23 protein-coding genes are annotated in these 23,577 nt (G+C 36.6%); 5 read left to right on the top strand and 18 right to left on the bottom strand.

Annotated elements, in window-relative coordinates; all coding sequences use genetic code 11:
• Positions 1-8 precede the first annotated feature (8 nt).
• Together VZD24_RS01740 and VZD24_RS01735 are read left to right on the top strand one after the other, a co-directional pair.
• Entirely contained in the window at positions 9-1,046 is a 1,038-nt protein-coding gene (locus VZD24_RS01740) for a hypothetical protein (protein ID WP_342686494.1), read from the top strand.
• 98 nt (positions 1,047-1,144) lie between these two features.
• Positions 1,145-1,486 carry a Kazal-type serine protease inhibitor family protein gene (locus tag VZD24_RS01735; RefSeq protein ID WP_279447762.1) on the top strand — a complete coding sequence of 114 codons (342 nt, stop codon included), beginning with the start codon at positions 1,145-1,147 and terminating at the stop codon, positions 1,484-1,486.
• A gap of 21 nt (positions 1,487-1,507) precedes the next feature.
• Here the strand turns inward: VZD24_RS01735 and pgi are convergent, their stop codons facing one another.
• The 10 genes from pgi to VZD24_RS01685 all read right to left on the bottom strand — a co-directional run bounded on the left by pgi (position 1,508) and on the right by VZD24_RS01685 (position 14,500).
• On the bottom strand, positions 1,508-3,076 hold the full coding sequence (gene pgi / locus VZD24_RS01730) for a glucose-6-phosphate isomerase (RefSeq protein WP_342686495.1): 1,569 nt from the start codon (positions 3,074-3,076) through the stop codon (positions 1,508-1,510).
• Positions 3,077-3,091: 15 nt separating this feature from the next.
• On the bottom strand, positions 3,092-3,997 hold the full coding sequence (locus tag VZD24_RS01725; RefSeq protein WP_342686496.1) for an N-acetylglucosamine kinase: 906 nt from the start codon (positions 3,995-3,997) through the stop codon (positions 3,092-3,094).
• Positions 3,998-4,000: 3 nt separating this feature from the next.
• Entirely contained in the window at positions 4,001-4,996 is a 996-nt protein-coding gene (gap, locus tag VZD24_RS01720; RefSeq protein WP_279447759.1) for a type I glyceraldehyde-3-phosphate dehydrogenase, read from the bottom strand.
• Positions 4,997-5,054: 58 nt separating this feature from the next.
• Complete coding sequence (gene pfkA, locus VZD24_RS01715; protein ID WP_279447758.1) at positions 5,055-6,038, bottom strand: 6-phosphofructokinase; 984 nt, start codon at positions 6,036-6,038, stop codon at positions 5,055-5,057.
• 238 nt (positions 6,039-6,276) lie between these two features.
• The gene (gene tilS, locus VZD24_RS01710) at positions 6,277-7,581 is read right to left on the bottom strand and encodes a tRNA lysidine(34) synthetase TilS (protein ID WP_279447757.1); all 1,305 of its coding nucleotides are present in this window, start codon (positions 7,579-7,581) and stop codon (positions 6,277-6,279) included.
• Positions 7,582-7,593: 12 nt separating this feature from the next.
• The gene (locus tag VZD24_RS01705) at positions 7,594-8,298 is read right to left on the bottom strand and encodes a DUF3307 domain-containing protein (RefSeq protein ID WP_279447756.1); all 705 of its coding nucleotides are present in this window, start codon (positions 8,296-8,298) and stop codon (positions 7,594-7,596) included.
• 5 nt (positions 8,299-8,303) lie between these two features.
• Positions 8,304-8,990 carry a fumarate hydratase gene (locus VZD24_RS01700; protein ID WP_279447755.1) on the bottom strand — a complete coding sequence of 229 codons (687 nt, stop codon included), beginning with the start codon at positions 8,988-8,990 and terminating at the stop codon, positions 8,304-8,306.
• Between the two features lie 133 nt (positions 8,991-9,123).
• Complete coding sequence (locus VZD24_RS01695; RefSeq protein ID WP_279447754.1) at positions 9,124-10,425, bottom strand: anthranilate synthase component I family protein; 1,302 nt, start codon at positions 10,423-10,425, stop codon at positions 9,124-9,126.
• Positions 10,425-10,967: an NADPH-dependent FMN reductase gene (locus tag VZD24_RS01690; protein WP_279447753.1), complete on the bottom strand. Its 543-nt coding sequence runs from the start codon at positions 10,965-10,967 to the stop codon at positions 10,425-10,427. Before VZD24_RS01690 ends, VZD24_RS01695 begins: the two co-directional genes overlap by 1 nt.
• A gap of 86 nt (positions 10,968-11,053) precedes the next feature.
• The gene (locus tag VZD24_RS01685; RefSeq protein ID WP_342686497.1) at positions 11,054-14,500 is read right to left on the bottom strand and encodes a M36 family metallopeptidase; all 3,447 of its coding nucleotides are present in this window, start codon (positions 14,498-14,500) and stop codon (positions 11,054-11,056) included.
• A 194-nt stretch (positions 14,501-14,694) separates the two neighbouring features.
• Here VZD24_RS01685 and VZD24_RS01680 point away from each other — a divergent pair, with 194 nt between their 5' ends.
• Together VZD24_RS01680 and VZD24_RS01675 are read left to right on the top strand one after the other, a co-directional pair.
• Complete coding sequence (locus tag VZD24_RS01680) at positions 14,695-15,228, top strand: RNA polymerase sigma factor (RefSeq protein ID WP_342686499.1); 534 nt, start codon at positions 14,695-14,697, stop codon at positions 15,226-15,228.
• Between the two features lie 6 nt (positions 15,229-15,234).
• Positions 15,235-16,029 carry an anti-sigma factor gene (locus VZD24_RS01675; RefSeq protein ID WP_342686500.1) on the top strand — a complete coding sequence of 265 codons (795 nt, stop codon included), beginning with the start codon at positions 15,235-15,237 and terminating at the stop codon, positions 16,027-16,029.
• A 216-nt stretch (positions 16,030-16,245) separates the two neighbouring features.
• Here VZD24_RS01675 and VZD24_RS01670 read toward each other — a convergent pair whose 3' ends face one another.
• From VZD24_RS01670 to VZD24_RS01660, 3 genes are all read right to left on the bottom strand, one after another.
• Positions 16,246-17,523: a tetratricopeptide repeat protein gene (locus tag VZD24_RS01670; RefSeq protein ID WP_342686501.1), complete on the bottom strand. Its 1,278-nt coding sequence runs from the start codon at positions 17,521-17,523 to the stop codon at positions 16,246-16,248.
• Between the two features lie 93 nt (positions 17,524-17,616).
• The gene (locus VZD24_RS01665) at positions 17,617-18,243 is read right to left on the bottom strand and encodes a DUF4331 family protein (protein WP_342686502.1); all 627 of its coding nucleotides are present in this window, start codon (positions 18,241-18,243) and stop codon (positions 17,617-17,619) included.
• Between the two features lie 28 nt (positions 18,244-18,271).
• On the bottom strand, positions 18,272-18,958 hold the full coding sequence (locus tag VZD24_RS01660; RefSeq protein WP_342686503.1) for a DUF4331 family protein: 687 nt from the start codon (positions 18,956-18,958) through the stop codon (positions 18,272-18,274).
• 149 nt (positions 18,959-19,107) lie between these two features.
• Here VZD24_RS01660 and VZD24_RS01655 point away from each other — a divergent pair, with 149 nt between their 5' ends.
• Entirely contained in the window at positions 19,108-20,331 is a 1,224-nt protein-coding gene (locus VZD24_RS01655) for an LETM1-related biofilm-associated protein (protein WP_342686504.1), read from the top strand.
• Position 20,332: 1 nt separating this feature from the next.
• On the opposite strand, the gene VZD24_RS01650 is transcribed toward VZD24_RS01655, so the two are convergent.
• The 5 genes from VZD24_RS01650 to VZD24_RS01630 all read right to left on the bottom strand — a co-directional run bounded on the left by VZD24_RS01650 (position 20,333) and on the right by VZD24_RS01630 (position 23,525).
• Complete coding sequence (locus VZD24_RS01650) at positions 20,333-21,088, bottom strand: LytR/AlgR family response regulator transcription factor (protein WP_342686505.1); 756 nt, start codon at positions 21,086-21,088, stop codon at positions 20,333-20,335.
• 62 nt (positions 21,089-21,150) lie between these two features.
• On the bottom strand, positions 21,151-21,456 hold the full coding sequence (locus VZD24_RS01645) for a 2TM domain-containing protein (protein ID WP_279447744.1): 306 nt from the start codon (positions 21,454-21,456) through the stop codon (positions 21,151-21,153).
• A 14-nt stretch (positions 21,457-21,470) separates the two neighbouring features.
• Positions 21,471-21,788, bottom strand: a complete 318-nt coding sequence (locus tag VZD24_RS01640; protein ID WP_342686506.1) for a 2TM domain-containing protein — start codon at positions 21,786-21,788, stop codon at positions 21,471-21,473.
• Between the two features lies 1 nt (position 21,789).
• Complete coding sequence (locus tag VZD24_RS01635) at positions 21,790-22,098, bottom strand: 2TM domain-containing protein (RefSeq protein ID WP_279447742.1); 309 nt, start codon at positions 22,096-22,098, stop codon at positions 21,790-21,792.
• A gap of 98 nt (positions 22,099-22,196) precedes the next feature.
• Positions 22,197-23,525 carry a 2TM domain-containing protein gene (locus VZD24_RS01630; protein WP_342686507.1) on the bottom strand — a complete coding sequence of 443 codons (1,329 nt, stop codon included), beginning with the start codon at positions 23,523-23,525 and terminating at the stop codon, positions 22,197-22,199.
• Positions 23,526-23,577 lie beyond the last annotated feature (52 nt).

Here is a 23,577-nt window from a genome sequence, read left to right as displayed (position 1 = left end):
ACTACACAATGAAAAAATCATATAAAACATCGTTATTTACAATTGGAACCATCGTGATTTCAATATTTACAATGTCTTCATTTGTAAATAAAAAAACAACCCCTATTAAAAACCTTACTGTTGCGCCTACTGCATATAAAAACCTAATTACCTATCAAGAGGGCGATATGTATGTATATTCTACATCGGCAGTTAAGCCAGAGAAGATGAAAAAATTTCAGCAAGTTGCTGCAAAAAGTATAGCCGCCAAAGGAATGGTACCATCTTCTATAAAGGAAGTTTTAACCTTTAGCGAAAAAGACCCTTCTGCGTTTTACGAGCAAGATCTAAAAAGCGGTACTTTGTCTTTCAGTAAAGGAATGGATGGCTATTACGAAAAAGCCAGTATCCGGTTACCGGATCCAGAAAAAGCAAAAGATATTTCGCTTTCTTTTCTTAAAGAAACCGGACTTGCACCGGCCAATTTAAAAGAACTGAAAATGATGCATTCTGGTGGTTTACGCGCCTCTGCTGCTGGTTCTGAAGAAGTAATGGATGTGCTGCGTACAATTACCTATGGTAGAATGTTAAATGGAGTGCCTGTATATGGCGCGGGTTCAAAAATTATCGTACACGTAGGCAATAAAGGTGAAATTGTAGGTGTAAAATCTAGATGGAAAGAAGTGGAAAAAACTTCAAGTAAAGCTGTTGGCAAGTCGTCATTAAAAAATGCAAAACAAGCCGAAATGGAAATGCAACGCCAACTTATGAAGGACTACGGAAAAGAAGCTAAATTTAAAATAAAGGATATGTATTTGGCATACTACGATGGCGGAAAAAATTACATTCAACCGGCATATTTCTTTCAGGTAGATATAATGTTGCCAAAGGTAAAAGAAAGCCCCAGCATTACCTTCGATTACATTGGGATTGTTTCTGCTCTAAACAATCCGCCAGAGGCAATTGCCGCGGCTGAGGAATCGCCACAAGCACAGAGAATGATTAAGAAAACGTCTTTAAAAGGATCGCGAATTTCAAATCCGAAAAATAAAAACGACATAGATTAATTATTGTTTCAATTTAATAATCATCTAAAAACTATCAAGTTACTACCTGGCAAAAGCTAATTTTTGTAACTTGATAGTTCTTTTATAAATACGATAATATGAAAACTAAGCAAAAAATATTCATCTGTTTCGTACTGTGTACCGTGAGTGTATTTCTATTTAGCTTTTCGGGATGCAACGACGGAAAACAAAATACCGTAACCGTAGAAACTCCACAAACCCCAGAACCGCCAGAAGGTTATGAGCAACCAAAAGCTCCGGATTCCATTCCATTAAAAGACTTAGATAAGGATTGTTACGAAGAAATTACCAAAACATACAAAATAGCCTGCCCAGATTTATACGATCCAGTTTGCGGCTGCAATAATAAAAACTACAGCAATAGTTGTGAAGCGGAACGTGCAGGAATTAAAAAATGGACAAAAGGAAATTGCAAATGAAAAGCAGTCTAAAATACCGTGCTATTTCTCAACTATTTTTGAAACAAGATTTTTTGTAGAAGCGTTTTCCAACAGCGATAATTGTTGATTTTCAATAGCTTTTAATGTAGTTTTTGCAACTGTTTTTCCTAACTCCACTCCCCATTGATCGTAACTAAAAATATTCCAAATAATTCCTTGTACAAAAAGTTTATGCTCGTATAAAGCAATTAAACTTCCGAAATTCTTGGGCGTTAATTTCTTTATTAAAATTGTATTGGAAGGTTTATTTCCTTCAAAATGTTTAAAAGTACTTTCAACGGTCTTTAACTGGGTGCCTTCCCACAACGCTTCAGTTTGCGCAAACAAATTCGCCATTAAAATATTGTTATTTTCAAGATTGCCGTGCAAGGGTTCACTAAAACCAATAAAATCTGTTGGAATTAATTTTGTACCTTGATGTAGCAATTGAAAAAAAGCGTGCTGCGCATTGGTACCCACACTGCCCCAAACAATAGTGCCGGTTTGATAATTTACACTTTCGCCATTTCTATCAACACTTTTACCGTTACTCTCCATCACGGCCTGTTGTAAATACGGAACAAGTTTATGTAAATAATGCGAATAAGGAACCACTGCTTCGCTTTCGGCTCCAAAAAAATTATTGTACCATACCGAGAGCAGCGCCATTATTACAGGTATATTTTTTTTAAAGGGTTGGCTTTTAAAATGTTTATCGGCCTCAAAAGCACCAAAAAGCATGGCTTCAAAATTTTTAAAACCAACGACACAGGAAATAGATAGTCCCACTGCACTCCAAAGCGAAAACCTACCACCAACCCAATCCGGCATGGGAAAAACATTGTCTGCCGAAATACCAAAATCCATTGCTTTATCAACATTTGCCGAAACAGCGACAAAATGTTTTTGAATATCGTCTTTAGATGTATTTTCTAAAAACCAATTCCGAATTACCGAAGCGTTCACCAACGTTTCCTGTGTTGTAAAACTTTTTGAAACAATTATAAAAAGTGTAGTTTCAGGGTTTAACCTGTTTAGTTTTTCAGCAACTTCATCGCCATCTATGTTTGCGATAAAATGAACGTTTAAATGGTTTTTATAACACTTGAGAGCTTCGGTAACCATTTCCGGCCCCAAATGACTGCCGCCAATACCTACATTAACAACATCGGTAATAGATTTTCCTGAAAAACCTTTATGCGCGCCACCAATAATTTTTTCTGAAAAGTATTGCATTTTTTGCAGCGTATCCTTTACCTCGGGTTTCAAACTATCAAAATTGCGCAAGGCGGTGTGCAATACTGCTCGATCTTCGGTTTTGTTAATTTTTGCTCCCGAAAACTGTAAGTCTATGGCTTCTTTCAACTTTACCTCTTCGGCCAATTTTAACAAGAGTGATATCGTTTCATCGGTTATTCTATTTTTGGAAAAATCGAAATAAAAATCTTGCCATTCAATTTTAAAGCGATTGGCCCTTTTGCTATCTTCAGAAAACACCTGCTGCATTTGATGTTCTTTTATATTTTGAAAGTGATTTTCAAGCGCTTTCCAAGCTTCAGTTTTAGTAGGATTTACGGCGGGTAATGACATCTTTAATTTGCGGGTTTAGATCTGTGATTTTAAAATGCTATCCTTATAATATTCAATGAGTCCATCTATGGGACGCTGCACAATGTTTCCGAGTTCAAGATTGTATTCATTAAAACAATCCTTAATTATATCTTTTGAAAAATGAGCTATTGAGCCTATAAAATGAATGGGCACCTCGCGCGCATTTTCGAAACACAGCACCCTACATTCAATAAATTGTGTAATGCCTTCTTTAATTAACTCGTAAAAATATGGGTTTATTTTCTTTGCACCGGTTTTGGATGTGTCAAAATTAAGTAGGTGCTCGGGCTGTGCAAAAATAAATTGCGCAAAAGAAGCCAAATATGCATTTGGATTTAGTTTTTTGTACAAATTCATTTTAATTTCATCTGCATTTAAATTGAAGCATTTTTCAAATTCTAAAGCAATTTCATCCGGCATGTGGCGGTAGAAGTAATCGCGGATTAATCGCTTTCCGAAATAATTTCCGCTAGCTTCATCCATTAAAATATAGCCCAATGATGCAATTGGCGCGTGAATTTCGGTACCATCAAAGTAACAACTATTGCTGCCTGTACCTAAAATACATACAATTCCAGGTTTAGTAGTGGCAGCGTAAACCGCAGCTGCCAAATCTTCGGCAACGCTTACTTTTGCTTTCGGAAAAAGTGTTTGTAATACTTCTAGTAAAATAGTTCGCGGAGAAATGGTTCCGCATCCCGCGCCATAAAAATTCAGGATTTCAATTTGCTCAAAAACATTTTTTAGATCTGTATTTGAAGCAATACGAAGCAGTAATTCGTCTTTGGGAACCACCGTAGGATTTAATCCTAAAGTTGCTGTTTTTAAGAGCACGTTGCCAGACTTATCTAGTAAGACCCAATCGCATTTGGTAGAGCCACCGTCGGTTATTAAAATCATAATCTATATAGTTGCAATATGTGCTGCCAAATCTACAAGTTTTGCGGAGTAGCCATATTCGTTGTCGTACCAGGCCACTAACTTAAAGAAATTATCATTAAGCGCTATACCTGCATTTGCATCGAAAGTACAAATATAGGGGTCCGAAATAAAATCTTGCGATACTACGGGATCTTCAGTATAATTTACAATTCCGTTATATTCATTGTCAGCTGCATTCTTAAAAAGGGTCTTTATTGCATCGTAGGTTGTTGGTTGTTTGGTACGGACAGTTAAATCTACTACAGATACATTTGTAGTTGGCACCCGGAATGCCATACCCGTTAGTTTACCTTCTAGCTCCGGAATAACTTTGGTTACGGCAATTGCGGCACCCGTACTTGTAGGAATTATATTGCTGAGTGCATTTCTTCCGATCCTGTAATTTTTCTTTGAAGGCTGATCTACGGTAGCCTGAGAGGCTGTTACGGCGTGTACAGTAGTCATTAAGCCTTCAACTATACCGTATTCATCATTTATTATTTTGGTTAATGGCGCAAGACAATTTGTAGTACAAGAAGCATTTGAAATTATTGTATCAGTTGGTTTTACATTTTTGTGATTAACGCCCATAACGAACATAGGAGCTGTTTTTGAAGGTGCAGAAATTATTACCTTTTTTGCTCCTGCTTTTAAATGTGCCGCAGCAGAATCTACTTCCTTAAAAATACCGGTGCAATCTATTACAATTGTAGCATTAACTTCGTCCCATTTTAGGTTTTCGGGGCGTTCTTGTGAAGTTACGCGAATTTTATTTCCGTTAACCCATAGTTCTTTATTCTTTACCGCTACTGTTCCAGGGAATTTTCCGTGTACGGAGTCGTATTTTAATAAATAAGCCAGATGTTCTACATCCAGTAAATCGTTTATGGCTACTATTTCTATATCCTCCCTTGTGGCTGCTACTCTAAAGACTAAGCGCCCTACTCGGCCAAAGCCATTAATTGCTATTTTTATCATATATGTTTTAAAATTTTTATTATTGAATTTATAAGTGCTTTTAATTTATAGCACTTAGTTAGATTGAAATAATGTCGGCAACGCGAATTAATTCTTCATCAATGGCATTACTTCCCTTTATGGCTTCCGAAAAAGGTACCGAAACTACGCTATTGTGAACAATACCAATCATAACATTCGTTTCTCCCCGCAAGAGGGCATCAACTGCTCCAACGCCCAACCTGCTCGCCAGTACCCGATCGTAACAGCTGGGTGAACCACCACGTTGGATGTGGCCTAGCACCGTAACTCTTACCTCGTATTCGGTTAAATTTTCTTCTATGTATTTTGCGAGTCCAAAAATATTTTTTCCGGCTTCATCCCCTTCAGAAACAACAACTATACTCGAAGTTTTGCCAGATTTCTTACTTCGGCTTAACGATTCCAACAATCGCCCACGCCCCATATTTTGTTCCGGGATTAAAATTTCTTCCGCTCCTGCTCCTATACCTGCATTTAAAGCTATATCGCCAGCATCGCGCCCCATTACTTCTACTAGAAATAGTCGGTTGTGCGAATTTGCAGTATCTCTTATTTTATCAATAGCTTCTACCACGGTATTTAAAGCCGTATCGTAACCAATGGTAAAATCTGTTCCATTAATGTCGTTATCAATAGTGCCTGGAATGCCAACAACAGGAAAATTGAATTCGCGCATAAAGGCCGAAGCTCCCGCAAAGGTACCGTCGCCACCAATTACTACCAAAGCTTCAATGCGCTCATTTTTTAAGTTGCTATACGCTTTTTTTCTACCTTCTTCAGTTCTAAAATCCTTAGAACGTGCAGATTTTAAAAAAGTACCTCCACGGTTTATAATGTTCTTAACCGTACGTGGCCCAAGTTCTTTAAAATCGCCTTCTATTAAACCTTGAAAACCCCGATAAACACCAATACAGCTTAATTTGTGATACGCACAGGACCTAACCACAGCTCGGATTGCGGCATTCATTCCAGGTGCATCGCCACCACTGGTTAAAACTGCAATTTTAGTTGGTTTTTTCATAAAGTGAAAGTTACTATTATTGTTTGAAATTATAAATGATATTAATCACCAAAAATACGTGTTAGTACGTATAGTATAAAACGCAAGGCTAACTTATATTTGAACCATAGAATTAGTGGATAATGCACGAAGCAATATTTTTTGTGGGGATAGAAAATATTCTTGGTGCACTTAAAGTTTACTAAGTTAGGTTTGTTAAAGAATCCCAGCCGTTTTGGTTGGGATTCTTGTTTTATAATTAGTTAATTAGCGAAATTTTCAAAATATCTTTGGTGTCTTCGGTTATCTTAAAACGGTCGTCCATTCTATACCCAATTATCCAAACAATACGCCCTCCGCTTACGAGTAACCATATATTTTCCTTATCTGTAATAGCGACTTTTTCATCTTTAAAAAATTTACTCAGCTTTTTTTTACCTTTCATTCCAAAGGGTTGAAAGTTATCTCCACTCCTCCACTTTCTAATTTTTAAGGGAAATTTTAGTGTATCGGCAGCCACGTAAATTAAATTTTTTTCAGTTTCACCAATGTATTTTGAAGATTCAATTTTTAATTTAATTGGCGAATCAATACCCGATTTCGAAACCAAAAATTCTGTAGAGGGAACATTAGCTGGAATTTCAGTCAATACCAATTCTTCTCTATTTTTAAGCAGCCTATGGGTTTTTGAAAAAACTTGCTTCCCTGTTTGTGCATCGAGCAGATCTGAAACATCGTCCCATTCAGTAAAGCCAAAGCTGTTTAATAGCTCATAAAGTAGTGCTTCGGTATGTGGCAAATCCTTTAATTTCTGAATGTTTATTTTATACGAATTATTTGTTTCGGTAACTACCAAATTATAGATTAGCGCCATATAATCTTCAATTAAATTACGCGAAGTTTGCAGGTTTTGTTGTGTTTTCTGAAAATTTTTCAATAACGAACCACTCGTTTTTTTGAATTGTGGCAAGACCTCTAAACGAAGTCTATTCCGTAGATAATCTGTTTTTTTATTGCTACTGTCTTCGCGCCACTGTAGACTGTTCTTCTTTGCATAATTTAGAATTTCCTCCCTCGAAAAATCCAGTAGCGGGCGTATAATTTTATTATTTATTCTTGGAATTCCGGTTAATCCGTTAATACCTGTGCCTCGAGAAAGATTGATGAAAAATGTTTCCAAATCGTCATCTAAGTGATGGGCAGTCAATAAATAGTCGTATTTAAAGTTATTTAAAATTTCTGCAAACCAAGTGTACCGAAGGTTGCGGGCCGCCATTTGTGTAGATACTTGATGTTCTTCAGCAAATTTAATAGTATCAAAAGTTTCTGCAAAAACTGGAATTTCCAATTTATTTGCCAACCCAATTACAAACATTTCATCGCTATCGCTTTCCTTACCACGGAGCGAAAAATTGCAATGCGCCAGAGCAATTTCTAGATTTACTTTTTTTGTTAAATGGGTTAAAACAACACTATCTAACCCACCGCTGCAGGCAATGAGCAATTTTTTTCCTATTAAAAATGGAAACTTATTTTTTATACTTTTTTCGAAGCGAACAAACAAAGTTTTAAAGGTTTAAAAGAGATTAATAACAATACCGGCAATAACGGCAATTCCGAAGCTGAGCATCGTTCCAATGAGTACGTATTCGGTCTTTAGCGTTTCGTTGTTGCCGTAGCGCAAAATAGATTTGGCAGCAATTAAAAATCCAACCGCCGAGTACTGCGAAACGATGATAAATGTCAGGGTTAAAATTCGTTCCAAAACCCCGATTACCTTGCCTGCATTGGGCATTTCGTTATCGCTACTCACCTGCACATCTGTGGCTTTAAAGACTTCTTTAATAAAAATATTTGCGGGTTTTAAACACACAAGATATCCGGTAATTATCAATAAATATTTAAAATTAATTGATATTTCTACCGCTGGATTTATACCGCGCCATTTATGGAATAAAACTACAACCAACGCAATTATAATCAAATGAATGGCTTGATCTATAAAATATGCATAACGGCCAAAATAGCTGCTATTGTTTAGATAACGCTTAAAACCGTCTAATAAAAAGTGTGTAAATGCGATGATTGCAGCAGCAAAAGCAAAATCTACTTGTAACGAAAAAAGCCAAGCTAATGCAAAACAAGCCAGTGCGTGCCAGTAAAGAAAAGAACTTTTAAATCCTATAGTATTTTTTTGTTGCGCAAGTTTGTCTGTTTGAAAAAAGTAGTCTAAACACAGATGTGCAATAAATTGAAGCAGTAATAATTTTTCTAACACCATAGTTTCTATTTTGAAATTACCATCTTAAAATAGTTTACTGCTTCATCAATAGCGTTCCAGCCAACACTAGTGGAATGTTGATTGACGGCAGATTGTCCAATACCTAATTGTTTGGCTATTTCGTCTTCTTGGTTTTTCATCAATTTTAAATATAAAACCTCGCATTGTCTGGCAGTAGCTTTACTGAATAAAACATCTAACAGGGCAAGTAAAGGTTGAAAGTTTTTATTTAAATCTTCGTTTTTCGAAGCAAAAAACAATGTGTTTTTTATAACTATCCGCTCCTTATTATAGGTAGTTTCGCCACTAATTTCACGACCCGATAAATAAATTGCTTCGCCATCAATTATCCCTTCTTCGGGATTAAATCGGCTTAGTTCGCCATAACCTATGGCTAACCTAATTCCATGGATTTTAAATTGTTTTACGCGGTTGTCGTGCTCCTTATAATTTTTAGCATCAATGGGTATTGCCTTTACAAAACTTTTAATGGCGAGCGCTACTTGTAGGCCGTCTGCCGCATTTGGAACTACACATTCTAAATAATCTCCTTTAATAAGGCGACCGTAAATATTAAATTCACGCGTTAATTCGCTTAGCAATCGTTTTAAATTTTCTGCAACAAACTGGTTGTCGGCGTTGCTTAAACTGGTAGATGAAACTATATCTCCAGATATTACTGAATAATTCATTTTGAACTAAATTTATTCAAATATATGAATTTATTAGCTTTTTTACTAATAAAGTATATTTATAAGTTTAAAGACTAATAAAGCGTATTTATTAGCTTAATTACTAATATAGTTTAATTTAAGTAGAAAACAGTTATTCTGAACATTTTAATACTTCCCGCATTGCTTTTGCTTTAAGCAAGCACTCTTCATATTCCTTTTCGGGTATCGAATTACCGGTAATTGCACTACCCACCGAAAAACTGATGTATTTTTTAGTTGCATTGTAGAGTATGCTTCTAATTACTACATTAAAATCAAAATCTCCCACTGGAGAAAAATAGCCAATTGCACCACTGTATAAGCCGCGTTTGGCGTCTTCAATTTCTTCAATAATTTGCATTGCAGAAATTTTTGGTGCGCCCGTCATACTGCCCATCGGGTAGGTATTTCTTAAAATCTCAACGCTCGAAAAATCAGTTGGAACGCTACAACGTACTGTTGAAATCATTTGATGCACTTGTTCAAAAGTATAAATTGCGCAAAGTTCATCTACGGTAACACTTCCCTTTTCGGCAATGCGCGACAGATCGTTACGCACCAAATCTGTAATCATTATATTTTCGCTGCGTTCTTTTGGGTCTTTGGCTAATTGTTGCGCCATTTGTAAATCATCAGCTTTGTTTTTTAACCGTTTTGCAGTGCCTTTAATTGGTTGTGAAATTACGCTGTTTCCTCTTTTTTTAAGATAGCGTTCGGGAGAGGCTGAAAGTGCATAAAAATTATTCAGTTTTAGAAAAACCGAAAAAGGCGGTTTTGAAATTTTATTAAGTTGAAGAAAGGTTTTTAGCGGGTGTATTTTAGCGTTACTGTCAAAAAACTCTTGACAAATATTTGCTTCATAAATATCGCCGCGTTTAATATGTGCAAGCGTTTTTTCTACTTTCTGGATATAGCTATCTTTTGATGTGCGCATTGTAATTTTAACCGGTTCTAAATCTTCATTTTCATCGGGTACTGCTACAGTTTTAAGAATGGATGCCCAGTCTTCTTCAATCTCATCGGCAACCATATTTAAATAGTGAACCTCAACACTGTTCTCAGAAAAAAGAAATAGCTTTTTTGGTTGAAAAAAATACAAGTCGGGAAAGCCAAGCCCATCAAAATTATTAGAATATAGTTTTTCCACATCGTTTTTTAAATCGTAAGTAAGATATCCAAAAATCCAATCTGCGGTTGTGTTCTGGTATTCTTTTAAATTATCGAAAGCGTTGTGAAAATCTGTTTTAAGTGCGGTAAAAGCATCTACGGCCAAAATAGCTTGATGGGTTTGATGTTTTTGAACATAGTGGTTACTATCTAACCAAACAACCTCATCAAACTGCTGCGCCCAATATAAAAGGCGTTCTTTACTAGCTTCAGTCAACGAAAAAGAAAAATTCTTCAGCGTTCGCATTATTGTTGAATTTGATGTGCAAAATTTTGAATCACATCATTAAAACCGAGTAGCAACACTTCGTTTGAAATTTCTTGTGAATCTTCCGAAAAATTCTCAGAGAATGAAGGAATACTAAAACTTTCAACAACGGTACCTCCAAATCTCGGCAATACGTTTTTAGTGTATTCTAAAGCTGAAGCTCCTCCACGTTTTCCATTTGAAGTACTCATTAACAAGATTTTCTTTTCGCTCAAAAATTTTCGATCCAATCGCGAGAGCCAATCTATAAAATTTTTAAAAAAGGCCGAAACCATTCCGTTGTGTTCATTTACAGAAATTACTAAAGCATCGGTTTCCTTTATTTTGTTGTATAGAATTTTTAAATCTGCCGGATAGCCCCGTTCGCGCTCTAAATCTTCGCTGTAGAGCGGCAACTGATAATCTGTTAATTTTATTAATTCGGTTGTATGGCCCGCCAATTTTGAGTAGGCATAACTAACCAATTTATGGTTGAGGGATTTGCTGTAATTACTCCCTGCGAAGAATACTATTTTTTTCATCTGTCAAAGTTATTGAAAAGGATGGTATGAAAAAACCCGTGTCAAATATATTGACACGGGTTTTTGAGTATTATAAATATTTGAAATTATTGTTTTACAATACGTTTTACAATACTTGTATCTGCTGCATTTATTTTAATAAAATACATTCCTGTTGCAAGATTTTCAACAGAGAAATTGGTTTCTATTCCAGTCTCTGTTAAGTTAACGGTCATAATAACCCTACCTTTTACATCAGTAATAATGGCATTATTTAGCTGTGTAGTAGTTTTATTGAGCAAGGTTAGCTCGCCAGTTGTTGGGTTAGGATACAGTAAAATGTTATTATAAAATTCATTGTCACCAATTCCCAAAATCTCATCCACCGTAACTGTAAAAGTACAATCGTCCGTATTGCCGGCACCGTCTGTTGCCGTCATTGTGATTGTAGTAACGCCTGGATTTAGCATAGTTCCCGGAGCTGGGTTTTGGGTAATTGCAGGATCTGGGCAATTATCGGTTGCCGTTGCGTCGCCCGTATAATCCGGCAATGTAAATTGAGTTCCTTGAGGTATTTCAACTACAAGATCTGCTGGACAGGTAATAACTGGATTTTCGGTTTCAGCAATTACCTCAGCAATAGTGCGTTCGGCTGAACAACCTGGTGTACCGAGGTTTATATCGCTATTGGGAGTTCCAAAATCGGCAGGTTCACAAGTACCAGACCAATCTGCAGCGGTATTTGTATCGCCAACTCTTCTAAAGGAATCTGAACCACAATCTGATACCAACGAAGCGCCAACACCAGTCCAATCTAGATCGGCAGCCGTAATATTGTGACCGCTAATCGTAATATTTAAACCGGCGATCTGAGCGGCACTGAAATTCCAGAAAACAGAATCCACAACGTTACCATTTCCGTCAATTATAATAATCCAACCGGTTCCGTCATTATCCCACCAGATATTATTTCCCCAATAGCCAGAACCACCATCGTCATTAAAGTCCACTACGGAGTTTGCACTCATATTACTCAGCGTTTTAACCACTGAATTCATTGCATTAATATTATTATAAGGCTGTTCGCTTACAGCAACTTTATAACCAGAATAGTCTGTGGCAATACCTACATTTTGTATTTCTAATCTGTCTGGGGTTTCCAAACTAATTTCAGATATAACTAATTGCGATAATGGTCCGGGAGCGCTTTCCTGTGCATATACATTAATGCTTCCCGTTGGTGTAAAAGTGTACGATTCGCCTTCAAAAAGAAAGTTACCTCCAGTTGGCGCATCAAACCATCTTATTACGTTACCAGGATCATTTGGGGTAGCTGTTACGGTTACTGGATCGCCAACACAGAAATCTAGAACTCCTGTAGTAGTTGGACCAGCGGGTACGGCTAGAACTTCAATTGTATCGGTAGCAGACGAAGCTACGGAGCATGGCCCCGAAGGAACGTTATACGTAATGGTATGAACGCCAACGCCAGCAGCGCTTGGATCAAAGGTAAAAGTACTTCCGTTACCGTTATCGGTAACTCCTGGGCCACTATAAGTACCGCCATTTGGAGCGCCACCACCTAAATCAGTAAGAACTTCAGACGATGCACAAACTTCTTCAAGAACCGATAATGTTGCAGTTTGGGAAGGCGTGTCAAAAGCTTGTGTTCCGTCGCTTCTACTTCCAGATGAACCTTGACTTGCACTATATCCTAAGCCTCTTTTTGCAAATGCATCCCATAAAAGACAAACGTTTGCGCCACCGTATAGCGCTTGGTCTGCTGCTAAAATTGCATCGCGACCATCTACAAAACCGGGGCTACAAGGCTGTAATTTCATCCCTTCAATAACTAATGCCAAAGCTTGAATATTTCCAGCATCTTGGTTTACATCTCCAGTAAAGTTATAAATGTCTGCATCAAAGCCGTGTTCATCTATCAATGCCCATGTAACTTCCCATAACATTTGTGCCCATACAGACCCTACACCGTGGGGCACAGCGGCCGTTTTAATAAAGTCGTAAGTCTGAGGGTTTACACCCATATCTGTACTGTAGGGATAATCGCGAATACCACCACCTCCTTGGCCTTGACCAAAGAGATATGTTCCTACTGCTCTGGAGTCTGTTCCTAAATCACCAGGTTCAATCGTCATCAATACTCCAAAGAAATCACTCCAGCCTTCACCCATTTGTTCTGCATTCTGCAAACAACCTGAAGCTCCTGGTCCTCCCGTTAAACGGTTTGAGATACCATGGCCATATTCGTGAATAATTACAAGGTTGTCATAATCGCCGTCTTTATCGCCGCAGATATACATCTGCATAGTTGGATTTCCGCCATCTGGTGGCGTACCAAAATTTGCATTACACGTACCAGAACCGTCTTGTGCTTCAGCATTTACCGAATCACTGCCCTGGCCTCCATTTCCGTAGTTATTTTCTTGAAAGTTACCGCCAGCTTCATCAAAACCATATTGATACATTACATCGTGAATAATGTTATTCATATAAAAAAGATTTGTGATTGCCGCATCTTCATATTGGTTTGCATTGGTATAAATCTGGCTAAAAGGATAGCCCGTAAACTCTAAACCTGCACCCGCATCAGGCTGGTAACCTGGGTTGTTACCGTCTTCATATGCATTCGCGTTATTTCCACGAGTTGTGGTATATTCGGCACCAGCAACACCATCAGTATCATGCCACCCAAAAGGAGAAGCAGTAGCATTTGCCGGCGCAACCTCAATGGTTCGAGCTCCGTAATACGGACTCTCTAGCGGCAGTGCAAACACTTCGTAGCATTCTGTACAAGCCGCTGTAGACTCTTCAACAACAGCTTTGTAATTTGGAATATCGAAAAGGTTGGCATTAAAATTCAATTCCTTTACGTCATTGCTATGATCATGGTGCATTGCACAACTAACCATCCAATTCGCTTTGTTTACAATAGCTCCGGTATTGGCATCAATCCTTAAACTCCACCAATCTTGCTGGCTTTTTTCTTGAATTGAAATATCCCAAGTTAAAACCAACTCATTATTATCGGTTATGGCATACATTAACTTTGCAGGTATAGCACTCAAAGAAATACCGCCAGTACTCAGCAGTGTTTCCCTATTAATGCCCTTAGCTCCGTTTAAAACTGAAAGCGATTCAGAAATAGTGTAATTTAATGTTCCCGCCGCAGCCTGTACCGCCTGAATAGCCGTAAGCGCGGGTGTGTTTGAACCTATTAATTTTTCTGAAGTGTTTTTTATGAATTTACTGTCTTGGGCAATTACACTACCATTGGAAGTAATATGAATGCTGGATTCAGTACCGTAAATTTCAATTCCATTAAATAACTGTCTGTAATACACATGCTGAATTCCACTTGTTTTACTTAGACTTTCACTCGTAACTTGCCACTGCGCATCTTGAGGCAATAATTCATTTTGTTCCAAAAAATGACTTAGTTGATTGTTGATTGCTTCAGTAAAACTTTGTGCAACCATAGTGCCCGAAAATACGAGCGTCATTGCCAGGAAAATACTCCAGGTAATTTTTTTCATCTGTCTGTGTCGTTTAGATTAATATATATCTTAAAATTTTAAGAATGGTAAAGCTATTAAAAATTAATTTTTCCACAACATTTTATTAAGATTCAGATAACATTTAACACACATGTGCTTAAAAAAATGAATTTTCACCCACTTCATAGTTTAATTAATAATTTCGGTACATTTACAAAAAAAAATGCGGTTTTATGGAACAACCCAATGATCTCATTATTGAGATGCAAAACGGAAACGAAAAAGCGTTTTCCCGATTATACACAATGTACAGTGAAGCCATCTATGGCATTATTTACAGTATTGTTTTAGACGAAGAAACAGCAGAAGAGCTTTTACAGGATGTCTTTATTAAAGTATGGAACAATGCTGCATCTTATAACGTAAAAAAAGGACGCTTTTTTACCTGGCTTTTAAATATTGCCCGTAATACAGCCATTGATGAAACACGTTCCAAAGCATTTAAAAATGCAAGAAAAAACCTAAGTACAACAAACTTCGTAGATATATTATCATCTGCTGATAGTTTAAACAAATTAACCAATTCCATAGGTATAAAAAAGTTTGTTGATGCCCTAAAACCTGCTTGTATAAAGATTATAGATCTTTTGTATTTTAAAGGATACACACAAGCAGAAGCTTCAAAAACACTCGAAATACCTTTAGGAACAATAAAAACAAGAAACCGAACCTGTATAAATGATTTACGGGTAATGGTCTTAGGATAAAAAATTATGAACCCCGAAGAAATTATAGCATCCGGCAATTTAGAAATGTACGTCTGTGGCGCTTTACCCGAAGACGAAGCTGTAGCGGTAGAAAAAGCCATTAAGGAATTTCCCGAAGTAAGACGTGAAGTTGAACTAATTGAGAAATCGTTAATACATCTAGCCGAAACTGTTTCACCACCAGTACAAGCCATGACCTGGTCGTATATTTTGGAAAAAATTAGAGGAAATACTCATTCCGGAGACACTAAAGTTAAATCGCTCAATTGGCCAGCAATAACCGGCTGGGCAGCCGCGATTTTATTTATGGGTGGAATTATGTGGATGCTTAAACAATCTAGCGAATTAAACAACTCATTGAATGTAACAACTGTTGAAAATACAATTTTACGTGAAGAAAAACTTAAAGCTGAAAATCAATTAGCCGAAAATACCGAAGTGCTCGAGGTATTGCGATCTAAAGATTATCAAGCCTATACCCTACCTGGGAACCAAGCCGTTGCTCCCGAAGCTTTCGCAAAAGTATTTTTAAACAAAAAAGAAAATGTAGCCTATATAGATATAAAAGGCTTGCCTGCGCCTCCTCGCGGTAAAGTATATCAAGTATGGTCGCTAAAAATGGAGCCTCTAACACCAAGCAGTGTAGGTTTAATTTCTGCGGAAAGCAAGATAGGCGAGGGAATTTACAAGTTTGTAAATTTTCCAGATCCTGAGGCATTTGGTATTACGCTGGAGCCTGAAGGGGGTAGTGAAACACCAACGCTATCGCAACTATATACTTTAGGAATGATAACTAATTAAAAAATATAAAGCATTTTTTAATTGAGGAAATAACGAGACTCACTTTCCCCATATTTTACAATTATAAAAGAAAAAGCGTCGGCTAATTGCCGACGCTTTAACTAACAAAAAAACGCTAAAACTGGTATTTCCAGTTTTGTTACATCTACCAATCTAATGGTAGATAACCAACCTCTACTTTATATACGAATTAAACCGCAACTTGGTTTTTTTATACTAAAGTTTCGAAATTGCCTTTGCAGTTACCGGGCCCAATTCATAACCTGCACCCAATAGTTCCTCTTTAAAAGAGGCTACTTTTTTGTCCATTCCGTTGGCTTTATAAACTAATGCAGCGTTAAAAAGTGCCTTGGGTTCTGACGTTTTGCCCACTACCTGTTCTTCAACGGTTTTTAAAGCAGCTTCCTTCTGCCCCGCTTTTAATTGTGCATATGCCAATAATTGGTAGGTTTCTGGAGTAGCGCGATTATTCACCTCTTTTTCAGCTAACCGCAGGGCCGTTTCTGGTGCAGTTTCGGCGTAAAGCTCAATTAAATAAGCATTGTACATTTCGCCATAATTTGTATTCTCGGTGGCTTTTAAAAACAATTGGTTTTGCCTATTTACTTCCGAAGCATTTCCTTCAAATGCAGCGATTTCAGCTTTTAACAAATGATAATCCGGCGCTTTATGATTCACCATAATAGAATCTAAAATACGATTTGCTTCTTTAGGATTTTTTTCAAAAGAATATACCATCCAAGCTATTTGCTTTTTCGCATAGGCATTATCGGGTTCCAATTCTAACGTTTTTAAATAACTGCTGTACGAATCTTTTAGGCGGCCCGCGTGGCCGTAGAAATCGCCTATATTACTATAAATCCACAATTTTAATGCTTTGTTGTTTCGTTGCTCTGCAATTTGTTGCGCTTGTTCCAGATATTTTATAGCGGCGTCCAGATTGCCGTTATGATCGCTCCATTTAGCCAAACGAATAAGGTAATTAAAATCTTTTGGATCTTTAATATTTCCCAATAATGTATCGGCGCTTTGATAATTACCCAGTTCCATTGCAACATCAAAAAGCATCATTTCAGTTTCTTTTCTATTGTCCGGGTATTTATACGCACTGTCTAACAATTCCTGAGCTTCCCGAAACCTGTGTTGCGAAATATAATTGTGTGCCAAACTTCGCAAATAAACATCTTTATTTCTGGCCGAAGTGCGCAATGACTTTTCAATTAGCTTTTCAGAAATTTTTAATTCTGAAATATCGCCCGTATTTCCAAAAAGGGCGCCATGAATTCCAGACAACCGGGTCATTTCCATTAAATGTGTAGAATCATCTTTAAAGCGATTCTGCCAAAACTCTAAATCTGCTTTAATAGCATCCAAAGAGGGTGTATTACTGGTGATTAAATATGCATTGTAATCTTTACTGTTAGTAATTTTCTTTGGTTTGTCCTGACAAGCAAAAAATAAGATCGCAACGAATAATGTGATTATTTTTTTCATAATAAAATACAGTGTTTTAGGCTAGTTAATATTTACGCTAAACCAAAAAAGAGAACCTAAACGGCTCTCTTTTGTGATAGTAGGTTATTTTTATTAAAAAGGACCGGCCAAATATGGAAAGCTAGTAGCGAAAGCTACATCGTTTGTTGGCACGCCATCGCTGGTTAAACCAGGATTTTCGGTTCCGTCTGCGCCCCCAAATATGAGCAATAAGGATATATCTATTACATCATCACTCAAAGCTCTACCCGTTAAAACTTCGGTTCCGTTAAAGTAAGTGGTTATTCCGGATTGCGCTAACCAAAGTACATCATTAGATAATACAGTTGTAAATACTTCAGCATTTAAACCAAGTGCATTGCTTGTGTATCCAGGATTTAATGCCAATAGTCTAGCTTCAAATTTATTTTGGAATGCCACCTGCATTTCTGAAGGCACCGTTACATTAAATGCATCTTTAAAACCTTCGGTTCCAAAAACGGTGTTTATACCCGGACGCCCCATTTGATCTTCCTGTTTGTAGGTTCCGCTAAAATCTAGCACCACGCCACAGGGTTCGCAAGTAGTTCCCCCACAATCAATTTCTGTTTCATCGCCGTTTAAAATTCCGTCATTACACGTTTCTTGCATTATAACATTATCGTCATCATCAGAACATTGTACAAACAATAGTGAAGCGGTAAATAAGGCAAATAGAGTTATATATTTATAAGTTTTCATTTTTTTTATTTTTTATGGTTAGCAATTTTTATTGTTTTCTTTTGGCTTCAACCCACACATTATACATAGGTGTAGATGGCGCAAAAGGATTAACACCAGCAGTTCCCGCAGGTAGCATAGATTTTGGAAATTCCACAACCACGCTTAACACATTAGTACCAGCAAAAGTATCTGTACCTGGATCGTCAAAACTGCTAGCTGTACCTGCTAACACTTCGTTGTATTTATTAAAGTCGAAGAAAAAAGGATCTTCACGAGGTCCAGCAAAAAACTTCATCCCGTTCTCTTCCGTAATTTGCACATCGTCTTTTGTAGAAATTTTTACACTTCTTCGAGTTGAAGTTGCAATGGTGCTTTCTAAACCTTGCATTGCTGGTGCAGAGGGCCCAAAGAAATACATAGAATCGCCTCGCTTAATGGCTTGTATCACCAAGTCTTCCTTTAAGTCGTTATCCACGTCTATATTAAATTCTAAAAGTACCGTTTCGTCAAATTCAGCTTGATCGGTAGGTTGGCCAGGTGGTAGTAGTCCTTGAACGTTTGCTACAAAAACAAAGTTATTTGAACTCTCCCCTTCAAAGGCATAAAAGTCGGTAATATCTGCGGTGGTACCCGCCACTGCTGGCGCATCAATATGATCTGCGGATATTAAAAATATCGATAGTGCGGCTACGCCCAATCCACCGATTACTGCTAAAAGTTTTGATTTTTTCATCTTTTTTGTTGGTTTATATTATTTATTTTTACTTGTTCGCTTATACTTACGTTTAAATGTAAGTTCATGGTTTTTTAAGTTGCGTTAATCTTTTGTTAATGCTAAAAACACTAGCTTTGACCGCTCTAAAATAGTGAATATTTAAAACGATGAACCCGTCTGCACCCGATTGGATCTTAAAATTTCTAAATCTTTTTGATAAGAATGATTTATTGGCGCCTTATCAAAACGATGCTTCATTTTATATTGCCTTAAAGCAAACAGGTTTTATATATGGCGTATCGGTTTCCGCATTGCCAAAGAAATCGCTAGGTAATTTAAAACTTACCAAGGAGGAACTCACCAAAATAAATCTTTTTCACGCGTTATATTATCAATTTTACGAAAAAAATAAAACTGCAACTAATAAAGAGGCCATAAATAGCATATTATCTTTTTACGAACACCTCGAAAAAAGAAAAGCTGGTTTTTTTAAGAAATTTTCACTTACACAAAGTGCATCAATCACGTTAGAACATATTCTTTCGGCTAGATTGCAGGAAGCCAATACTTTGCTGAAAAAGAATACGGTATCACTTTTAACATTTTCGTTGCTGTACTTAGATGTTTTGGCATATAAGCAGTGGCTTATAGACCCAATTTCAACAAAAAATTATTATAAGCAACTGGAAACCGCAGTGTTAACTGGCTGTTTTTATACGTTAAAATCGAAGAGTAGTAAAACAAAATACGACAAGCTGCTAATTGAACTTTTTGAAACTTCATCAGAATATATTATCGATACAACAGATGGTGGGGTAGCCACATTTTTAGATAGTTTAAACTATTTAAAAAGCAGCGAAGATTCCCTAGAAAAAAATTATTTATTAGATCTGTGCTCCCTCACCGTTTGGGAAGATTTAAAAATGGACGAAGTAGAACACCAATTTTTGCAGCAATTATTAGTGACGCTCAATTTTTCGGAGACAGAACTACAAAAAAGCCTAGTGGCGTTAAATTCATTTTCGCACACCTATACCGAAAAAATATTACTTTTTGAATATTCGCACCCGGTGAAACAATTTTACAAACAATCTGCGGCTACCGTAAAATTGTTAATAATTCGAAATAAAGATAGATTAACACGCGAACTGGAGGAAAGTGGCGAATTAGTTGTGCTATTGGGACAATCTACTATCCGCGATTTATCTACGGAAGAAAAATCGAAGGTGCGGGAACAATTGCTCGATGTGTGCAAAACAATTCCTTCACTAACAATTTTTTTGCTTCCGGGCGGAACAGTGCTTTTGCCACTTTTGGTAAAGTTTATTCCAAAGCTTTTACCTTCGTCCTTTCAAGAAAATAGAATAGACAGATTTAAAGCTGAAGATTAATCTATTCTAACCAAAGTTTAAAATTTTTTACCCGTTCGCGCGCCACCACAACTTCTTGCTCTTTATAACTGTTCAATTTCAATTGCAAGCGCGAATTTGTGTATGAAATTATATCCTTAATTGAATTGATGTTTACATAAAATTTTCTGCTAATTCGGAAGAACGTTTCAGGAGAAAGTTCCTCTTCTAACTGTTCTAAAGTAGTTTCTAATAAATAATCGCGGCCATCTACGGTATGAGCGTAAGTTCCTTTGTTTTCAGAATAAAAACACTCAATTTCATCTACCGAAATCATTTTAATGTGTTGCCCTATTTTAGTGGTAAATCGCTTTTTGTATTCGCGTTCTACAGGATTTACAAGCAATTTTTTAATATCCTCAAAGTTAAGTTGCACGTTTTTGGCACTGGGTTTAAAAGTTTTGTACTTTTCAACGGCAGTTTGCAATTCCTCTTCATCAATAGGTTTCAATAAATAATCTATGCTGTTTAACTTAAAGGCCTGAAGCGCATATTCGTCAAAGGCAGTGGTAAAAATAATGGCACTATTTACTTCAACTGCATCAAAAATTTCGAAGGAAAGTCCATCGCTTAATTGTATATCCAAAAAAATAAGATCCGGGTGTTTGTTATTCAAAAACCAATCTATAGCTTCCTCAACGCTGTGGAGCATTTGGCTAACATGTACTTCCTGCTTCATTAACATGCGTTGCAAGTAACGTGCGGAAGGTTTTTCGTCTTCAATAATGAGTACGTTCATTTAATTGGTTTCTCGTTTTGGTTTGTATATTTAAATTTCAATCCAGTGTTTAAACTCAATTTCTAAAGATCATCATCCAGAAATTGTTTCATTTTTTTTTCTTCCCAGCGTTTTAAGAAATTGTTATTAAACTTGAGTATGTACCAAACGTACACCGCGTGAAATAGCAAACCAATGCCCCAAAAAATCGCCGTTATATAATTGCTCCAATCTTTAAAATCTATTTCATGTGCATTAAAAACATTTGCCGAAACAAGAATAATTCCGGTATTAATTAAAATATACACCAACAAATGGCTGTAAAATTCTTTTAATGTTTCTACCTTTTTCTTTGCTCTTAAATATGCAAGACTTTTTTGAGTTTCCATCGCTGTGGTTTAATTTATTCTTCCTTTAAGTATTTTTTCAATTGTTTTTCTTCCCAGTTTTTTATGAACTTTAAGTTGTACCGATATACTTTTGCGGCGTGAAACAGTAAGCCAATTCCCCAAAAAATAGGTACGACTAAAATATTCCAGTCTACCCAATCTATAAAATTTTTGTTGCCATTCTGTTCTTGAAAAAACTGTAAAACTTCTCCGCGAACTAAAAACAAAACTATATTTACAATGCAATATAAAATTATGTGGTTGTAAAAAACTTTAAGTGCTTCTACTCTATTTCGAGCATTTTTAATTTTTAAATCAACAGGTTTTTTCATTTTACGTCCAATTGTTTTTGTTGCTGTTTTCTTCTTCCTCCAAAAATTGTTTTAGCTTTCGCTCTTCCCAATTTTTACCTATAAAGGGAGTCCATTTAAATGCTTTTACAGCTTGAAAGAAAATACCGATTCCCCATCCAAAAGCTGCCCACAAAAACCAAGGATTGCGCAGTTCGTTTACGTAATAATTTAAACCTGCCAAGGCGCAGATAAAAACAATATAAAACATAAGGCTGGTGTAGAACTTTTTTATTTCCGCCACCCGCTTTTTTGCTCTGTAATATTTGTTGTCGTTATTTTCGAAATCCATAATTAGTGTTTTTAAAATACAATGTAAAAATACGTAAGATTAAAAGGTGAAAAAAAAGATAGCCACCCAATCGTCAGATTTGCGGGACGAATTGTAATTTATTCATCTTTATCCATTAATTCGCGAATCTTTCGTTCTTCCCAATTTCTTCCGAAAAATGGATTGTAATTAAAGGTTTCGGATGCATGGCCCAAGATTCCGAACCCCCAACCACAAATAGGGAACAACGCCCACGGAAATCCAGCTCTCGATATATAATTTAAGTATATAAAAACTGGAACGAAGAGTAGGTAAATTGTTAAGTGCAAATAAAAACCTTTCAATTTTTCAACCTGCTTTTTGGCAAGCCTGTATTTTTTTTCTGAAATAAAAGTATCTGATGAGTTCATAATTTTAATGTTTTCTCCCAAAATAGGGATTGAAATACGAAATTCCTTATGGTCTGTATTTATTGTAACCGGACGCTCGGTTAAGAGCGAATATCTATCGCGAATGTTTCGCAAACCAACGCCAGTGCTTTCTTTTAAAACCTGTTTTGGCTGGCTGTTATTAGCTACAATTAAACTACCGTTTTCTTCGGTAATGGTAATAAATAGTTTTTTTGAAGGCATAACCTGATTGTGCTTTACCGCGTTTTCCAACAAAAGCTGAAGCGACAACGGCACTACTTTAGCCTGTGGATTATCTAAGTGTTCGGGCACAGAGAAAACAATGCTGTCTTCAAACCGAACAGCTAAAAGCGACATATAAAGTTTAGCAAAATTCAATTCTTCCTCCAGGGTTACCAGTTCCTTACTTTTTTGCTCCAAAACATAACGATACACCTTTGATAGCGAAGTAGTAAACCGCGTTGCAGCCTCCGGATTTTCTTCAATTAAACTGGTTAGTACATTTAAACTGTTAAAAAGAAAATGTGGATCTAATTGATTTTTAAGCGCATCAAATTTGGCCGAAGCCGTTCCAGCGATAATCTTTTGTTGGGTAACAATGGTTTGTTGTTTGTTTCTGTAATAATAAAAGGTGTAAAACAACGCCGTAACTACTACCGAAATAATAAATGATATATAATAGTACTGCATTTTTTCTGCAGCAATAAATGCTGAAAAGTTGCGTCCCTCCAGAATTACTTCCGTTAATATGCGAATAAAAAAGATGCCCAAAAGGGTAACAATAATTCCACCGAAAATTCCCTTTAAAAGATTCTTTGCTTTAAATACTTCACCTGGAAACTTTTTCAGTAAAAATCCAAAATAGCGCGCATTCGCCATATATAACACCACAGCGTACAATTGATTGTAAAGAAATAATTTTATTAATTCTGCAGTGCTCGTAAACTCGTAGCCATTTATGTATTGAATTACGCCAAGTATAATAAATACTAACGATCCAACGGAAAATGCTTTACCCAGGTCTTTTAAAATTCGCATTATAATTTTTCTTTTTTTAACTGCAAATACACGAATAGGTGGTAAAAGTATT

Origin of the sequence: Aequorivita flava (genome assembly GCF_038742595.1) — a bacterium.
Taxonomy (GTDB): domain Bacteria; phylum Bacteroidota; class Bacteroidia; order Flavobacteriales; family Flavobacteriaceae; genus Aequorivita; species Aequorivita marisscotiae.
The sequence above is the reverse complement of the archived record's forward strand: the minus strand, read 5'-3'. Positions and strand labels throughout refer to the sequence as shown.